Annotated in this window: 12 protein-coding genes; 5 read left to right on the top strand and 7 right to left on the bottom strand. The window is 69.7% G+C overall.

From position 1 onward, the window contains the following. Window positions 1-121 precede the first annotated feature (121 nt). From AC0T5L_RS08755 to AC0T5L_RS08740, 4 genes are all read left to right on the top strand, one after another. Window positions 122-967 carry a helix-turn-helix domain-containing protein gene (locus AC0T5L_RS08755; RefSeq protein WP_476164890.1) on the top strand — a complete coding sequence of 282 codons (846 nt, stop codon included), beginning with the start codon at window positions 122-124 and terminating at the stop codon, window positions 965-967. A gap of 299 nt (window positions 968-1,266) precedes the next feature. Continuing rightward, on the top strand, window positions 1,267-2,289 hold the full coding sequence (locus tag AC0T5L_RS08750; RefSeq protein WP_476164889.1) for an iron-siderophore ABC transporter substrate-binding protein: 1,023 nt from the start codon (window positions 1,267-1,269) through the stop codon (window positions 2,287-2,289). After that, window positions 2,289-3,332 carry a FecCD family ABC transporter permease gene (locus AC0T5L_RS08745; RefSeq protein ID WP_476164888.1) on the top strand — a complete coding sequence of 348 codons (1,044 nt, stop codon included), beginning with the start codon at window positions 2,289-2,291 and terminating at the stop codon, window positions 3,330-3,332. Before AC0T5L_RS08750 ends, AC0T5L_RS08745 begins: the two co-directional genes overlap by 1 nt. After that, a complete protein-coding gene (locus AC0T5L_RS08740) occupies window positions 3,329-4,363 on the top strand; it encodes a FecCD family ABC transporter permease (protein WP_476164887.1) in 1,035 nt (344 codons plus the stop codon). The genes AC0T5L_RS08745 and AC0T5L_RS08740 overlap by 4 nt, the downstream gene beginning before the upstream one ends. A 115-nt stretch (window positions 4,364-4,478) precedes the next feature. Here the strand turns inward: AC0T5L_RS08740 and AC0T5L_RS08735 are convergent, their stop codons facing one another. The 7 genes from AC0T5L_RS08735 to AC0T5L_RS08705 form a co-directional block, all read right to left on the bottom strand. Further along, a complete protein-coding gene (locus AC0T5L_RS08735) occupies window positions 4,479-6,005 on the bottom strand; it encodes a fluoroquinolone export ABC transporter permease subunit (RefSeq protein WP_476164886.1) in 1,527 nt (508 codons plus the stop codon). Further along, the gene (locus AC0T5L_RS08730) at window positions 6,002-6,856 is read right to left on the bottom strand and encodes an ABC transporter ATP-binding protein (RefSeq protein ID WP_476164885.1); all 855 of its coding nucleotides are present in this window, start codon (window positions 6,854-6,856) and stop codon (window positions 6,002-6,004) included. The genes AC0T5L_RS08735 and AC0T5L_RS08730 overlap by 4 nt, the downstream gene beginning before the upstream one ends. Beyond that, entirely contained in the window at window positions 6,853-7,488 is a 636-nt protein-coding gene (locus tag AC0T5L_RS08725) for a TetR/AcrR family transcriptional regulator (protein ID WP_476164884.1), read from the bottom strand. The genes AC0T5L_RS08730 and AC0T5L_RS08725 overlap by 4 nt, the downstream gene beginning before the upstream one ends. Before the next feature lie 393 nt (window positions 7,489-7,881). Further along, a complete protein-coding gene (locus AC0T5L_RS08720) occupies window positions 7,882-8,985 on the bottom strand; it encodes a DUF1015 family protein (RefSeq protein WP_476164883.1) in 1,104 nt (367 codons plus the stop codon). Between the two features lie 28 nt (window positions 8,986-9,013). After that, complete coding sequence (locus tag AC0T5L_RS08715) at window positions 9,014-10,276, bottom strand: pyridoxal phosphate-dependent aminotransferase (RefSeq protein ID WP_476164882.1); 1,263 nt, start codon at window positions 10,274-10,276, stop codon at window positions 9,014-9,016. 234 nt (window positions 10,277-10,510) lie between these two features. After that, window positions 10,511-11,809 carry an MFS transporter gene (locus AC0T5L_RS08710; protein WP_476164881.1) on the bottom strand — a complete coding sequence of 433 codons (1,299 nt, stop codon included), beginning with the start codon at window positions 11,807-11,809 and terminating at the stop codon, window positions 10,511-10,513. Window positions 11,810-12,001: 192 nt separating this feature from the next. Beyond that, complete coding sequence (locus AC0T5L_RS08705) at window positions 12,002-14,398, bottom strand: condensation domain-containing protein (protein ID WP_476164880.1); 2,397 nt, start codon at window positions 14,396-14,398, stop codon at window positions 12,002-12,004. A 248-nt stretch (window positions 14,399-14,646) separates the two neighbouring features. Here AC0T5L_RS08705 and AC0T5L_RS08700 point away from each other — a divergent pair, with 248 nt between their 5' ends. Beyond that, window positions 14,647-14,898 (top strand): acyl carrier protein, encoded by a 252-nt coding sequence (locus AC0T5L_RS08700; RefSeq protein WP_476164879.1) that lies wholly within the window; start codon window positions 14,647-14,649, stop codon window positions 14,896-14,898. The last annotated feature ends 55 nt before the right edge of the window (window positions 14,899-14,953 follow it).

Raw genomic sequence — 14,953 nt, 5'->3', positions numbered from 1 at the left:
CCTCGGCGATCCCGCGGTCCCACGGGTCGCGGGTGCGGTCATCGGTGCCGCCTTCGCGCGGATGGCCGTTTCCCGGGCTCCGCCTCCGGCGGGGCCCCTACCAGCCCATAAGCTGGACGACGTGGCCATACGAGACCTCCGATCGAGTCCAGCAGCCCGGTCGCGCGACGCCGGGCCCCCACGGCGAGAGGCGGTCGACAGCCGCAGGCTCCCCCTCTACGCCGCCGGTGAGATCGATGTGCCGTTCGTCGCCAAGGGCACGGCCGAGGTCATCCCCCGTGACACGTTCTGGGAGGAGCATTCGCACCCGACGCACGAACTGCTCTGGAACCAGCGGGGCGCGTCCTCGGCGACGATCGGCAGACGGGTCTGGACGATCACTCCCACGGTCGGCCTGTGGGTCCCGGCCGGCACGCGCCACTCCGGCTGGACGCCCGCGGGAACGTGGCACCGTGCCGTGCAGTTCGGCGTCCGTTCGGTGCGGTCGGTCTCCGAGGGACCCGTCGCGATGGAGGTCACACCGCTCCTGCGGCTCCTGCTCGACCGGCTCGACGCCGACGGCCTCGTCCCGGACTCGCGTTCGAGGACGGAGGCGATGGTGCTCGACCTCCTCACTCCGGCCCAGCACGAACTGATCCTGCGGGTGCCGGAGTCACCGCTGCTGGCACCCATCGCCGCCGCCGTGCGTGAGGATCCCGCCGACGCCCCGACGCTGGCCGTGTGGGCGGCGCGGCTCGGTGTGAGCACCCGCACCATCACACGGGCGTTCCGCTCCGAGACCGGCCTCGGGTTCAGCCAGTGGCTGGCCACCGCGCGTATGCAGCACGCGGTCTCGATGCTCGCGCGGGGTGACGAGATCGACGAGGTCGCCACCTGTGTCGGGTACCACTCGGTGAGCGCGTTCGGCGCGGCCTTTCGGAGGACCACCGGCCTGAGCCCGGGGCGGTTCCGCTCAGGCGTCCAGTAGGTACCGCGGTGAGCGCCGATCGGACAGCACCTGTCCGTTTCGCGACAAAAGGTGTCACATCTACGTGATTGCGCACCCACCAAGGACACCCTAAATTCGGTTAGGCAAACCTAATCTCTCGGCATCGCCGCGGTCGGGTCGGCGTGTGCACCCCCGTGCCCCGTCCACGCGTCCTGCCTGGCCGGACCCGTGTGGGCCACACGCCGTCGCCCGCGCGCCACGGACGCCACGAGCGGTGCGAGAGCCGAACCATGGCATCGCCATGGCTGAGGCCACACGGCCATAACCGGAAGGAAACCATGCCCCGCGTTTCAAGGCTGGTCGCGTTCTCCGCGACCGCGCTGCTCACCGTCGGGCTCGCCGCCTGCGCCTCGTCCTCCCCCAGCGAGGAGGCCGACGGCTCCGGCGAATGGTCCCCCGCCACCATCGGGCACGCGCTCGGCACGACGACCATCGAGGCGAAGCCCGAACGTGTCGCAACGGTGAACTGGGCCAATCACGAGGTCCCGTTGGCCCTGGGTGTCGTGCCGGTCGGTATGGCCGCCGCCAACTTCGGCGACGACGACGGCGACGGCGTGCTCCCGTGGGTCGAGGAGAGGCTCGGCGAACTGGACGCGGAGACACCGGTGCTGTTCGACGAGACGGACGGCGTCGACTTCGAGGCGGTCGCGGACACCCAGCCGGACGTGATCCTCGCCGCCTACTCCGGGTTGACCCAGGAGGACTACGACACTCTGAGCGAGATCGCTCCCGTCGTCGCCTACCCCGAGACCGCGTGGGGGACGTCGTGGCGGGAGATGATCGAGCTGAACAGCGAGGCCCTCGGCATGGCGGGCGAGGGTGAGGAGCTCGTCGCCGGCATCGAACAGGAGATCGGTGAGGCGGTCGCGGAGTACCCGCGGATCGAGGGCAGGTCGGCGATGTTCCTGACCCATGTGGACACCACGGACCTGAGCGAGGTCAGCTTCTACACGGCGCATGACACGCGTGCCATGTTCTTCGAGGACATCGGACTGGAGACCCCGGAGAGCATCGCTACCGCCTCGGCCGGGACCGACCGGTTCTCCCTGTCCCAGAGCGCCGAGCAGGCGGACGCGTTCAACGACGTCGACATCATCGTCACCTACGGCGGCGACGAGCTCGTGAGCACCCTGGAAGGCGACCCGCTGCTGTCCCAGATGCCGGCGGTGGAGAACGGTTCCGTCGTCAGCCTCCCCGGGGACGACCCACTCGGCACGGCGGCGAACCCGACGCCTCTGTCGATCTCCTGGGTCCTCGACGACTACCTGTCCCTTCTCGCCGCGGCCGCCGACGAGGCGTAGTGACGACGACCGCCTCACCAGCCGTCTCGGGTCCCGACGCCGCGCGGCGCCCGAAACGCGGAAAAACCCTCTGGCTGCTCGTCGTGCTCGGTGCTCTGGCCGCGCTCATGTTCGCCTCGGTCACCATCGGGTCCCGCGACGTACCGTGGTCCGCCGTCGTGGCGGCCCTCGGGGGTTCCCCTGAGGGCTTCGACCAGGCAGCGGTCGCGAAGCGGATCCCCCGGACACTGCTCGCGGTCATCGCCGGTGCGGCTCTCGGCGTGTCCGGGGCCGTCATGCAGGGAGTGACCCGGAACCCGCTGGCCGATCCGGGCATCCTGGGCGTGAACATGGGAGCCTCGCTCGCGGTCATCACGGGTATCGCCTTCTTCGGCCTGGCTTCCGCGGCCAGCTTCGTCTGGGTGGCGATCGCGGGCGCGGGAGTCACCGCGGTGTTCGTCTACGTGGTCGGCTCCCTGGGACGGGGCGGCGCGACACCGCTCAAACTCGCCCTCGCCGGTGCGGCGACCTCCGCCGCCCTGGCGTCGTTCGTCAGCGCCGTCGTCCTTCCGCGCAACGACATCGCCGGCGGGTTCCGGTCCTGGCAGATCGGCGGTGTCGGCGGCGGGACGTTCGACAGCCTCTCGCAGGTACTCCCGTTCCTCCTGGCCGGGCTCCTCGCCTGCCTGCTCTCGGCGCGGGGGCTCGACCTGCTCGCCCTGGGCGACGAGCTCGCCGCCGGTCTCGGCGGGCGCGTCGCCGCCGTGAGGGCGGCGGCCGCCCTCGGTGCCGTCGTGCTGTGCGGCGCGGCCACCGCCGTCACCGGGCCCATCGGTTTCGTCGGCCTCGTCGTTCCGCACGTGTGCCGGTTGCTCGTCGGTGTCGGCCACCGGTGGCTGCTTCCGTTCTCGGCGATCGGCGGTGCCGCTCTCCTGACGGCGGCGGACGTGATCGGTCGCATCGTGGCACGCCCCGGAGAGATCGATGTGGGGATCGTGACCGCGTTGATCGGGGCCCCGTTCTTCATCTACATCGTCCGCCGTCAGAAGGTTCGTGCACTGTGAGCATCTCCACCGTCGAGACCGTCGCCCACGGCCGGGAGCGCCGTGCGCGCCGACGGCGCACGGTGATCGTCGTTCTCGCCGCCCTGGTCGTCCTCGCGTTCGCCATGACCCTGATGGTCGGGCGGACCTTCTATCCCCCCGGCGACGTCGTGCGGGTGGTCCTCGGACAGGACGTGCCGGGCGCCTCGTTCACCGTCGGGCGGCTCCGGTTGCCACGAGCCGTGCTCGCGGTGGTGTCGGGGCTGTGCTTCGGGCTCGCCGGCGTCACGTTCCAGACCATGCTGCGCAACCCCCTCGCCAGCCCGGACGTCATCGGCATCAGCTCCGGTGCCGGCGCGGCGGCGACCTTCGCGATCGTGATGCTCTCGCTCGGCGAGACCGGGGTGTCTGTCTTCGCGATCGTGTTCGGCCTGCTGGTGGCCGTGGTCATGTACGTGCTGTCGTTCAAGAGCGGGGTCACCGGGACCCGCCTCATCCTGATCGGCATCGGTATCGCCGCCATGCTCGACAGCGTCACCTTCTACATCCTCGACCAGGCGGCCGAGTGGGACCTCCAGGAGGCGATGCGGTGGCTGACCGGCAGTCTCAACGGCACCACCTGGGACAGGATCGTCCCGGTCGTCGTCGCACTGCTCGTACTCGCCCCCGTGCTCCTGTACCAGTCGGGCGACCTCGCCATGATCCAGCTGGGTGACGACACCGCGTCGGCCCTCGGCGTCCGTGTCGACCGCGCCCGGCTCATCGTGATCACCGGCGCGGTGGGGCTCATCGCCTTCGCGATCGCCGCTGCGGGGCCGATCGCCTTCGTCGCCTTCCTCTCCGGCCCGATCGCGGCGCGCCTCGTCGGACCGAACGGTTCCCTCCTCGTCCCCTCCGCGCTGGTCGGGGCGCTGCTCGTCCTGACAGCCGACCTCTGTGGGCAGTTCGCCTTCGGGACCCGTTATCCGGTCGGAGTCGTCACCGGTGTACTCGGCGCGCCCTACCTCGTCTACCTGATCGTCCGCACCAACCGTGTGGGGGGCTCCCTGTGACCGGGGACCGTACGCTCCTGGCCGAGGGGCCGACGCCCGGTGGCGGGAGCGCGCGCCCAGAGGCCGTGGCCGACCCCTGAGCGGTATGGCGATCCGGTCCCGTTCACCGACGCGCCTAGGCGCCGTCGATCCGCCGGAACGTGCGTCGCAGGAGCAGCGCCAGCACCCCAGCGGAGACCAGGACCCCGCCCACCAGGCAGAGCCATGGCCCCAGCGGTCCGGAGCCGTAGCCGGGAACGGCCAGAGCCGGCCACGACGGGGGAAGCGGCAGCAGGAGGAGGTTCCACGGCTCGGGGAGGACCCAGGCCGCCACGGGCGTCAGCGCCAGGAAGGCGCCGATGCCCTTGACGACGACCAGGGCCTCCACCTTGTTGGCCGCGAGCGCCGTCATCGACGTCATCAGAAGCGGCGCCTGCAAAGCCGCCAGAACGAGGGCGACCACCATGTCCACGGACCATGCGGCGGCCATGAGCCCGCTCAGGGGCAGTGCCGCGGCGAGGCCCGCCAGGGTCAGGGCCGTGACGAGGACCATCCGGTAGGCGAGGTAGGCGGGCAGGGACACGGGTGAGACGCGCAGCACGAGGAGGACGTTCTCGTCCACGTCCTCGATCGCGCGCAGCCCGCCCACCACCCCGAACATCGTGGGCACGTGCAGCAGGACCGCAGCGGCCAGGACGGCGGGCGCGTGGGGCTCCAGGTCGAACCCGTAGGAGCTGAGGAGGATCCCCGAGGCCGGGGGGAGGGCGAGGCGGATGATCAGCGCCAGCAGCACCGGCGCGCAGAGCAGGAGGAGGAGCAGGGGGTCCCGCCTCGTACCGAAGAGATCGATACGGGCGAAGCGCACGATCGCTGGAAGCGGTCCGCGCCCGGCGGCCCGGAGGGCGGTTCCGGGGGCGGGCACCGGGCTCGTCCGCTTCGGAGGAACGGGGGACGCACCGCGTTCGACCGCGCGGGAGGCGGCGACGAACCCGGCGGCGGCCCACGCCAGCGCGTAGACGACGCCGGCGGACAGGACCAGAGGAGGCGTGTCCAGTGATCCGGGCGAGGTCCCCAGCCGTATGAGGTCCGCGCCGACCGTGCTCGGGACCGCGTACATGAGCGGGTGCTCCACGAGCCCCGAGACATGCGCCAGGGGCACGAGGATCAGCGGCGCGACGGTGAGCGGAGCCGTCAGGAGGAACCCCGACAGGTCGCGTGCACGCGCTCCGACCGTGAGGCACAGCGTGAGCAGCAGGACGGAGGTGAGCGCCACACCTCCCAAGGCGGGAAGCAGGGCCCAAAGAAGGTCGGTGAACCGGCCCCGCACCGACACCGTCACCATCGGCACTGCGATGAGCAGCGACAGCGCGGTGAGTGTCAGTAGTCTGGCCGCCACCCCCTCACCGCTGCGCAGCGGGGTCGCCGTCAGCGCCCGGCGCGTCCCCTCCGTGCGTTCGAAGAGCAGCAGTGCCACGACGAAGAGCGCGCCGAACCCCGCCGTGTCGAGGAACAGCAGATAGGCCGCCACGGTCCCGGCCGCCTCGGCGGGTACCGCCGACAGGACCAGGGTCCACACGGCCCCGAGGGCGGCGGCGACGAGCGCGATGCCGTAACGCGCGTCGACCCGCGCCTCCAGCACGGTGGCCGCGAGCAGCCGGTTCACAGCCTCTCCCGGGTGACCGTCGCGAAGACGTCGTCCAGCGACGCCTCGCGTGTGTGCAGCGTCTCCACCGCGCCCTCCCTCAGCAGGGCCAGGAGGTCGGTGTCCTCGGCGAGGGCCTCGACCGGCATCTCCCTGGGCTCCTGTCCGCGCACCTCGGCGACGAGCCCGGGACGCCCGTGGCGGAGTTTGAAACCGCGCGGGGTGTCGACGGCGGCGATCCGCCCCCGGGCGACGAAGGCGAGGCGGTCGCAGAGAAGGTCGGCGGCGGCCATGTCGTGTGTGGTGAGGAAGACCGTGCATCCCCCGTCAGCCGCCTCACGGACGACCTCACGGACGAGGGCGGAGCGCACCGGGTCCTGCCCCGAGGTGGGTTCGTCCAGGAAGAGGAGTTCGGGCCTGTTGACCAGCGCCCGTGCCAGGTTGAGCCGCATGCGCATGCCCTTGGACAGGTCGTCGACCCGCCTGTCCGCCGCGTCGGACAGGTCCACCCTGGCCAGGAGCTCGTCGGGGTCCTCGACCGGACCCTCGTACAGGGACGCGAACGCGGCGAGGTTCTCGCGCGCGGTGAGCTTGCCGAACCCCGCCGGGAGCTCGAAGCCCACGCCCACCTGCTCGAAGTAGTCGGAGCCCCACTCCCGCAGGGGCCGCCCCAGGACGTTCACCTCGCCCTCGTAGCGGCGCAGCAGCCGGGTCAGCACTTTCTGGGTCGTCGACTTTCCGGCCCCGCTGGGGCCGAGGAAGCCGAACACCTCACCCCGTTCGACGGAGAAGCCCATCTCAGCGACCGCTGGCGTGTGGGTGCCCGGGTATTGGACTCGAAGGTTCTCGACGGTGATGACCTGGTCGGTCATGGGGAGTCCTCGGAATCGGTGATGGCTGTCGTGGAACACGGCGCCCGCAAGGCGAGGAAGACCTGGTCGACGAGTTCGGGCAGTTCCCTCTCCCCGCCCGCGTCGACCCAGGCGACGATGGCCGTGGACAGAGCCGCCGAGCAGGCCGCGGCGACGGCCTGAACCCCCAGGCCGGGACGGCCGGTTCCCCGCGGGGCCAGTCCGCGTTCGAAGGCGGTACGGGCGGAGGCGAGGTTCTCGTCGATACGGGAACGCAGCGCCGGGATGGACAGCAGGAGCACGGCCCGCTTCAGCAGGGCGTCCCGGTCCTGCTCGTACACCCGGCCCAGCCCGATCAGGGTCGCCTGGTGTATCCGCTCCACGGCGGGCCTGGTGTCGGGCTGCTCCCGGACCAGGTCCTCGAGCATCGGGTCGTACTCGTCCTGGAGTACGACGTCCTCCTTGGAGGGGAAGCAGCGGAAGAACGTCATATGGGACACGCCCGCCGCCCGGGCGATCTGGGCGACCGTGGTCGTCTCGTAGCCCTGCTGCTCGAAGAGCCGGAGCGCGGCGTCCTGGATGGCGGCCTTGTTGCGCTGTCTCTTGCGCGTCCGCTGGTCCACGTCCGCCACCGCCTCAGTCGTCTTCCGCACAAGAAGCGTTACTCACTAACACAAGACCGTCAACCTCCGCAGCCGACAGCGGGCGGGCGTGGCACCCGCCCCGCCAGGACAGGCCCTGCTTCGCTGTCGCTTCTACGCGGCAGTGCCCGAGGAGCGTTTTCGGAAGGCCCCCGGATCAGCGAGCGGCCCGGTGCGGCGGGGGACTGGAGCCGCAGGCTCTCCCTGAGGGTGGTGGAGGGCGACGGGCGGGACGACACACCTAGGTCGTGTTTTTTGCATCATTTCGGGCTCGCGTCCACCGGGCTGCCTCTCGCTACGCCTCCGCGCTCGTGAAGCACGACCAGGCTGAACTTCGCACACCGTCTTGCGAGAGACGGCCCGGACGGCCGCTCGCTGACCCGAAAGCCTTCTAAAAAACACTCCCTAGTCCCACCGGTAGTACAGCTGCCATGGAGGCGGTTTGGGGCCGAACGACGTGGTCTTGTGGGGAAGCCGGGTCCCGGACTCGGCGAGGTTCCGTACGTGGTCGAGGGTGGGCGGCGCGAGAAGCACCAGCGTGCCCTCGGACGGCGGCCTCCCGGTCTCCACGTCGGCGTCGTGGAGGTAGCGAATGTCCTCACCGGCGCGGCTGGGAGCCCAGACACGGTCGATCAGGAGGTGATGGAGGACCGCCGTGTCCACGTCACGCCAGGACGCTGGGTGTTCAGCCAGCGCTCGGCGCACCCTTCCGGGATCCGGTGCCGCGACCGACCATGTACGTCCCTCGCCGGACAGGAGTAACTCCCCCCGTACGAGATCCCGTGGAGGACCGTGCCGCTCCGTGACCGGGGCGACCTGGCCCAGCCTCGCGACCGCCCATACGGGGTCCAGGGCGGGAAGCCAGCGGTGGATAGCGGACAACCGCAGCGGGTGGAGGTCGGTGTCGACCACCAGCGCCGGGACGCAACCGGCACCGTGCTGCCCCCTGAGCTCCCGTCGGCGGCGCAGGGCCGCTTCGAAGCGGTGGTGACCGTCGGCGATCAGCGCCGGCGTCCGGTCCAGCCCTTCCAGCAGGACGCCCTGCTCATCATGGTCGGTACAGGCCCAGAGCCTGTGTGCGGTCCCCTCGGCCGAGACGAACTCCTGGTCGGGCGGCCGTCCGGCGACCGCGGCCAGGATGGCCGCACCTCCTCCCCCGCTGCTGGCGAGCATGATCGGCTCAGGGTGTCCGTGGGCCACACGTGCCATGCGGTACTGGAAGTCGACCTTGGCGGGGATGACGTTCTCATGCGGGACGACGGCACCCTCAGCTGAGCCGAGGTGCAGCGCACCGATGATCCCGCGCTGGATCGTGCGCCCCTGGCTTACCTGTTCGATCACGTACAGGGCGGGGCGCCCCTCGCGCTGGAGACCTCCGTCGCCGCGGCACCGGTTCCCGCGGAAAGGGAGCAGGAGTGGTCCGCGGACCGGCCGGAGGCGAGACGTCCCCGGCGCCGGCGCGGTGCGGGTCGTCCGCTGTCGAGGTCGCAGGACTGACTGTTGGGGCATGGGTCGGCACTCCGATGGCGTCCGCTGCTCACGCGCACAGCTTGGCGACGGCTTCTTCGACACGCGTGAGGTACTCGCGTACGTGTGGCAAGGCAAGCGGGTGCGAGGCCGTCAGGGCTGCCCACTGCTGGTCCTCCTCCTCGCCGTAGAGCATGCAGGTGGCCGCCTTGAACCGAAGGGCCTGCGGGTCGTCACCCAGGAGATGGCCCGCGAGCACCGCGATGCCGGACTCCTCGAGCAGGTGGTTGCACAAGGAGTCGGAGTCGGTGACACCGCGCAGTGTGAGGTTGGCGCGCAGCGGCTCGAAGTCGGGGTAGACGTAGAATCCGCTGGTCGGCTTCCGGCAGGTGGCGCCCGCCCCGACCATGATGTCGTACACCGCGCGGGCGAGCTCGCCGTGCAGCCGCGCGGTGGCCGCGACGTGCGCGCGCAGCTCCGGGGGCTCGCTGAACGCGTAGGCGGCCACGGACTGCATCGGACGGGCCAGGGTCGACCAGATCTCGCTGGCCACCGACACCACTCCGTCGCGGGCGCGCAGGCCGGCTGGTGAGGACGGGAACCTGGCGACACCGATACGCCAGCCGCCGATGGCCAGGCTCTTCGACAGCCCGCTCGTCACCACGACGCGGTGGGGTACGACCTCGGCCGGGCTGAGCATATGCGCCCCCGCGTCATGGACGATATCGCGATAGATCTCGTCGGAGACGATGAACAGGTCTTCCTCCTCCGCGATGGCGCAGATCGCGCGGACCGTGTCCGGCGGTGCCAGGGTGCCGGTCGGATTGTCCGGCAGGGTCAGCACGATGATGCGGGGGTCGTGTCCGAGCAGCCTGGCCGCGCGGATGCTGTCGCGCAGGGCGGCCGGCTCGGGTACGCCTCCGCAGTCGTCCGGGATCGGGATTCCGTAGGCCTGCTTTCCCGCCAAGCGCGCCTGTGGCGCATAGGTGTTCCAGCAGGGCCGGGGAATCAGGACGTCTCCGGGAAGTACGAGATTCAGCGCCATGAGCAGCGGCTTGCTGCCGGGCGCGAGGATCACCTGGTCCGGGCTCGTGGGCTGGCGGCGTCGGGTGAAGTACCCGGCCGCGGCCTCACGGGCCGGTTCGTCCCCCAGTACGGGCCCGTAGGAGTTGAACCGCGCCCCGGCGACGAGATGGTCCACCAGGGGCTGGAAGGGCGGCAGTCTCGCCTCCCCGAAGGCCATGTTCACCAGGGACTCACCACGCGCCTTACGCTGGTCGACCTTGTGGCTCAGGTCCAGATTCGGAGAAATTCTTTCGACCGTGGCCGTCACGTAGGCCTCCTCCGCTCGCTCCGTTCCGGCTCTGCGGGACCATGCGTTCGAGAATATCGAAGACATCCCTTCACGAACCGGTTGCCGATGACGGGATTGATGATATTCGGAGCAGGGGGAGTTCAAGGTATTTCAGCAGAGGAAAGTGATAGGCAAGGCTTATGGGAGAATAGGGAGCACTTCTTTCCCAGGGCATACCTCAGGGCGGAGACACGAATGTGCTCCGCCCTTGGATCAACGGTATTCCGGCACCTCGGCGAGCGCCTGGGGGGTCACGATACGGAAGAAGGGAACGACCGTCAGGAGCGCTGCTGCGGCGAAGAGACCGAACGCGGCCTGGACACCGATGAACTCCGCCAGAATCCCGACCAGGCCTGCCCCCAGGGGCATCGCCCCCCAGCTGAACAGGCGGGCCGCGGAATTATATCGGCCCAGCATCCCCGAGGGCACGATCCGCTGGCTGATGGTTCGAGCGTTGACCGTCCACAACGTGCCGCCCATGCCGCCCGCGAACGCGGCGATGCCCACGATCCACAGGTTGGTGGTCAGCGCGGGCGCCGCGACCATCGCCGCGGTGCCCAGCAGGTCGAGGAACATGGACCAGCGCTGGCCCAGCATCCGGTTGATCCAGGAGACGCTCAGCGCCCCGACGATGCCCCCTGCGCCGAGTGCGCCGAGCAGGGTCCCGTACTCCTGATCGCTCAGGCCCATCAGTGTCTTGGCCACCAGCGGCATCAGTGCCAGCCAGGCTCCCCAGGAGGCGGCCAGGACCACCATCAACGCCGCCATTCCGCGCAGCAGTCGGTGGTGCCAGAGGTAGCTGAGTCCTTCGGCGATGCGCTCGTGGACGCCGGTCGTGGTAGTCGACCGGTCGAAGTCAGGGGCGAAGCGCCCGACCAACAGCATCAGGGTCAGCATGCCGACCGCGTAGGCGAGCGCGGTCGCTCCCAGAGCGATGCTCGCACCCAGGGCCACCAGCAGCCCGCCCAGGAAGGGGCCGGTGAACTCGCTGCAAGCGGTTTCGGCTCCAGCCACCCAGGCGTTGGCGCGTTCGCGCTTGGCCGGCCGGACGGCCGCCGGCACCAGGGAGGAGGCCGAGGTCATCGCGATGACCTCGGCGACGCCCAGTACCGCCCCAGCGGTGTAGATCACCGCCAGCGTGATGGTGTCGCTGAGCAGGGCGGCGATGAGCCACGTCATCGCACCCAGGCGCATCAGGTTGGCGATCCACACCAGACCGCGCCGGTCGAACCGGTCGACCATGACCCCCACGTGCAGGGCGGTCAGCAGCCAGGGCAGCGACAGTGTCAGCGCCACCATGGAGATCAGCGCGGGGGACTCCGTCATACGGGTGGCGATCAGGGGCAAGGCGATCTTGAGGACCCCGTCGGCCAGGTTCGTCAGGGCCGTGAACGAGACCAGCACCGCGGTGTTGCGTCCGCTCACCCGGTCCTCGGAGTCGTCCTGCGTGGCCCGTCGCGAGTACTCCTGAGCTTGGAGAACGGGGGTCGGAGCAGCTTCTTCCTCTGGCATCGGGCAATCTCCTTATAGCTTTCTCTGATCTCCGGAGTACAAGCTCCCTCTCCCCCAAGAGATCCGTAGTCGACAAGTATAACCGCCTAAGAGCCTTTGGTGGTTAATCCTCTCGGAAACCATGTCAGTCACACCTGGATCCCTCAGCTCTGGCCGGAGGGGCCCCGCCGCCCGGCGGAACGCGTACGCGTCTCAGGTCGACCGGGACGGCAGTGAGCAACCGGCGGGCATGTGCGCGGCCTTGCCCGCCACGAGCCCGGCCACGAGGTGGGCCGCCTCGCCGAGCAAGCCGTAGTGGTCGGTGGGCAGGCCCACACTGGAGACTCCACCGGTGCACCAGCTCCGCCATGCGGGGACGTCGTCCTTGTTGGACTCGGAGTTGATCAGCAGTGTCGGTGCGTCGACCCTGTGCTCAGCCTCGTAGCGGACCATCGCCCGGTTGTGGCGCAGGAACCGGTCGCGTCGGCGCTGGAGGGCCGCACCGCTGACGGGTATGTCCAGCGTGGCCAGGAGGGCGGCGAGCACGGCGGTCTCCGTCCTGCTCCGCGGGTCGACGCTCAGATGGTCGGGGCGGGCGTCTGGGCTGCCCACGGCGTAGAGCATGGCGTCTGTGAAGTCCAGTTCCTGGTGCCGCCACTGCGGAGACGGAGCGTCCACCAGCACGAGAGGGGGCGGTTGCAGCCCTTCGAGCTGCGCTTGGCCCGCCATGGCGTGCGCCACGAGCCCGCCCATCGACCAGCCGCCCCACAGGTCGGGAAGCCGTCCCTGCGCTAGGAGCTCGTCCAGGAAGCGTCTGGCCAGCGCGCCGATGGACGCCTCGGTACCGCCCTCGTCCTCACTGACGGTCACCCTCCAGCCCGATGGCAAGTGCCGTACCAGCTCCTCGTAGGAGGACCGGTCCAGACCCGCTCCGGGCACGAGGTGCAGCCAGGCCCCGTGCCGGCTCCCTTCTCTGACCACGGCGGGACCGGAGGGCCCCGAGGCGGGGCCCGCTTCCGGGGCGTCGCTGAGAAGCTCGATCATGCGCGCGGGTGTGGGCCGGTCGAGCCAGCCGTTCAGGTCCAGCTGTCGGCCGTTCGCCTCCTCCACGGCGGTGAACAGTTCCAAGACCCTCATGGAGTGCCCGCCAAGGGCGAAGAAGTCGTCCTCCAGGCCGACGTCGGCGCCCAGGACCCTCTTCCAGCAGGCCAGCACCGCTCTGGTGACGCCGTCGCCGCGGGAGCCCGTCGCGGCGGGCTCCCGCGAATCGGTGCGCCTCAGAGCGCTCCACGGTGCCGCCACGGCCCGGGTCGCCACCGGCACCGCGCCGAGTACGCTCCCAGTGGAGCGGGAGCGGGTGAGGACGCCTTCGACGTCCTCCAGGAAGGCGCGCAACGCTCCCTCGTCCAGACCGTCGGCGTCGTACTCGATCTCAACGAGCGTGTCCTCCCCCTGCTCGAAGAGGCTGACCAGGACCTGGCAACGGGCGCTCCTGCTGGGGCTTCTCTGGAGCCGGGCGGGCTGGCCGCCGATCTCCAGCCCTGAGCCGATACGCCCGTTGTGGGTGATGACGACCGCCGGCAAGGTGCCCAGGGCGGCCTTGTCCTCAGCGGACAGGTGCGCGTACACGTCCGCGTAGGGAACGTGCTGGTGGGGCAGGCTGTCCCACAGTGAGTCGCGTGCCCTGGCCACCACGTCGTCGAAGCGTTCGGCAGGGGTGACCGTGTCGGTGAGAACGACGGTGTTGACGCAGTAGCCGACCCTCTCCTGGTCCTCCGGCGTCATACGGTTGGCCACCACGACCCCGAGGGCGCCGCGTTCCCCGGCTCCCCCCAAGGCCAGCACGGAGCGCACGGCCGCGAGCTGCACCGCGAAGGCCGTGCAACCGACTCTGCGGGCCACATCCTCCACCGCCTCCTGGGCTGGACGCGACAACTTGTGCTGGAATACGCGTCCGACGCCGCTGGGGTGCCCGGGGCGGACGCCGCGCAGCGACACGGCTCGGCTACCGCGCAGCCGCGCGGCCCAGTACTCGTGTCCCGCCTCCGTGTCAGGGAGGCTCTGCCCGCGCTGGGCGACCGCCGGCTCCGTGAACACGTCGTCCGGGACGAATCCGTCACCGTGTGCGCGGATCGCCAGGTAGGCGGCGTTCAGGTCCGACATGACCAGCTGGAGCCCCCACCCGTCGAGGACGGCGTGATGGACGGTGCACAGGAGTTCCTGGCGCTCACCCACATCGACCAGCACCAGCCGGATCAACGGCGGCGCGTCCAGGTCGAAGGGGGCAGCGTGCACGTGCGCGGCCAGTTCGTCCAGGAGCGGTTCGGGGTCGCCCGCGAGAGTCTTCTTCCACCGCACGTGCTCGATCCGCGCGTCCACCGCGGGGTGGACCGTTTGGACCACGGTCCCTCCCTGGCGCGCGAATCCGGTCCTCAGAGCCTCGTGCCTGTTCACCGTGTGCTGCCAGGCACGGTTGAGGACGTGCGCGTCGAGGCCGCGTGTGCTCAGCCGCCAGGTGATGTTGTAGAGGTCCTTGCGCTCGGTGCGCTGGTGCACCCACCAGAGCGCTTCTTGTCCTGATGAGACGGGAACGGTCAGGGACTCCGCCATGCTTTTACCTTTCACAGCATTGACATTCTTATGAATTGTTCCCCTGACGGGCATGCGTGGCAAGCCGCTGATACTGGTTCTGCTATACCGTCATAGTTTTTTCGCATGGCCTCAGCCAGCGGAGCCTGTTATGCCTTGATTCCATACTCCTATCAGCCGGAACCGCAGAAGCGTTGACGCACCACGGAGGCGCGAGCATAAGCTTGCTGCATCTCTTGAAAATGCTGTTTCCCTCAGGAAGTGCATCGATGCGACAGCAGACCGAAGAAGACCATTCGACACTGGAAAAATCCCTGAAGGGCCATGTGAGAGTTCCTTACGACGACCGATCACAACTCACCGAAATCGGACTGGACTCGCTGGCGGTCGTTCGCATTGCGGTGGAGGCGAGTCCGGACCCGGATAAGGAAATCGACGTGAGCAGGCTCGCTGACGTGCGCACGGTCGGGGAACTGCGCGCATGGTTGGCCGAACTGACGACCGGAGGCGACACCGCGTGATCATGAGCACGACCGCACCACCCGCTGAGGACGCCACAGACCGAACGACGGTATG

The organism is Nocardiopsis sp. TRM 82005 (genome assembly GCF_056312425.1).
The sequence above is the reverse complement of the archived record's forward strand: the minus strand, read 5'-3'. Positions and strand labels throughout refer to the sequence as shown.

Bases quoted from the DNA above. Each gene is read 5' to 3' on its own strand.
- AC0T5L_RS08730 (WP_476164885.1), bottom strand. From the start codon at position 6,856: ATGACCGACCAGGTCATCACCGTCGAGAACCTTCGAGTCCAATACCCG.
- AC0T5L_RS08705 (WP_476164880.1), bottom strand. From the start codon at position 14,398: ATGGCGGAGTCCCTGACCGTTCCCGTCTCATCAGGACAAGAAGCGCTC.
- AC0T5L_RS08720 (WP_476164883.1), bottom strand. From the start codon at position 8,985: ATGCCCCAACAGTCAGTCCTGCGACCTCGACAGCGGACGACCCGCACC.
- AC0T5L_RS08750 (WP_476164889.1), top strand. From the start codon at position 1,267: ATGCCCCGCGTTTCAAGGCTGGTCGCGTTCTCCGCGACCGCGCTGCTC.
- AC0T5L_RS08710 (WP_476164881.1), bottom strand. From the start codon at position 11,809: ATGCCAGAGGAAGAAGCTGCTCCGACCCCCGTTCTCCAAGCTCAGGAG.
- AC0T5L_RS08700 (WP_476164879.1), top strand. From the start codon at position 14,647: ATGCGACAGCAGACCGAAGAAGACCATTCGACACTGGAAAAATCCCTG.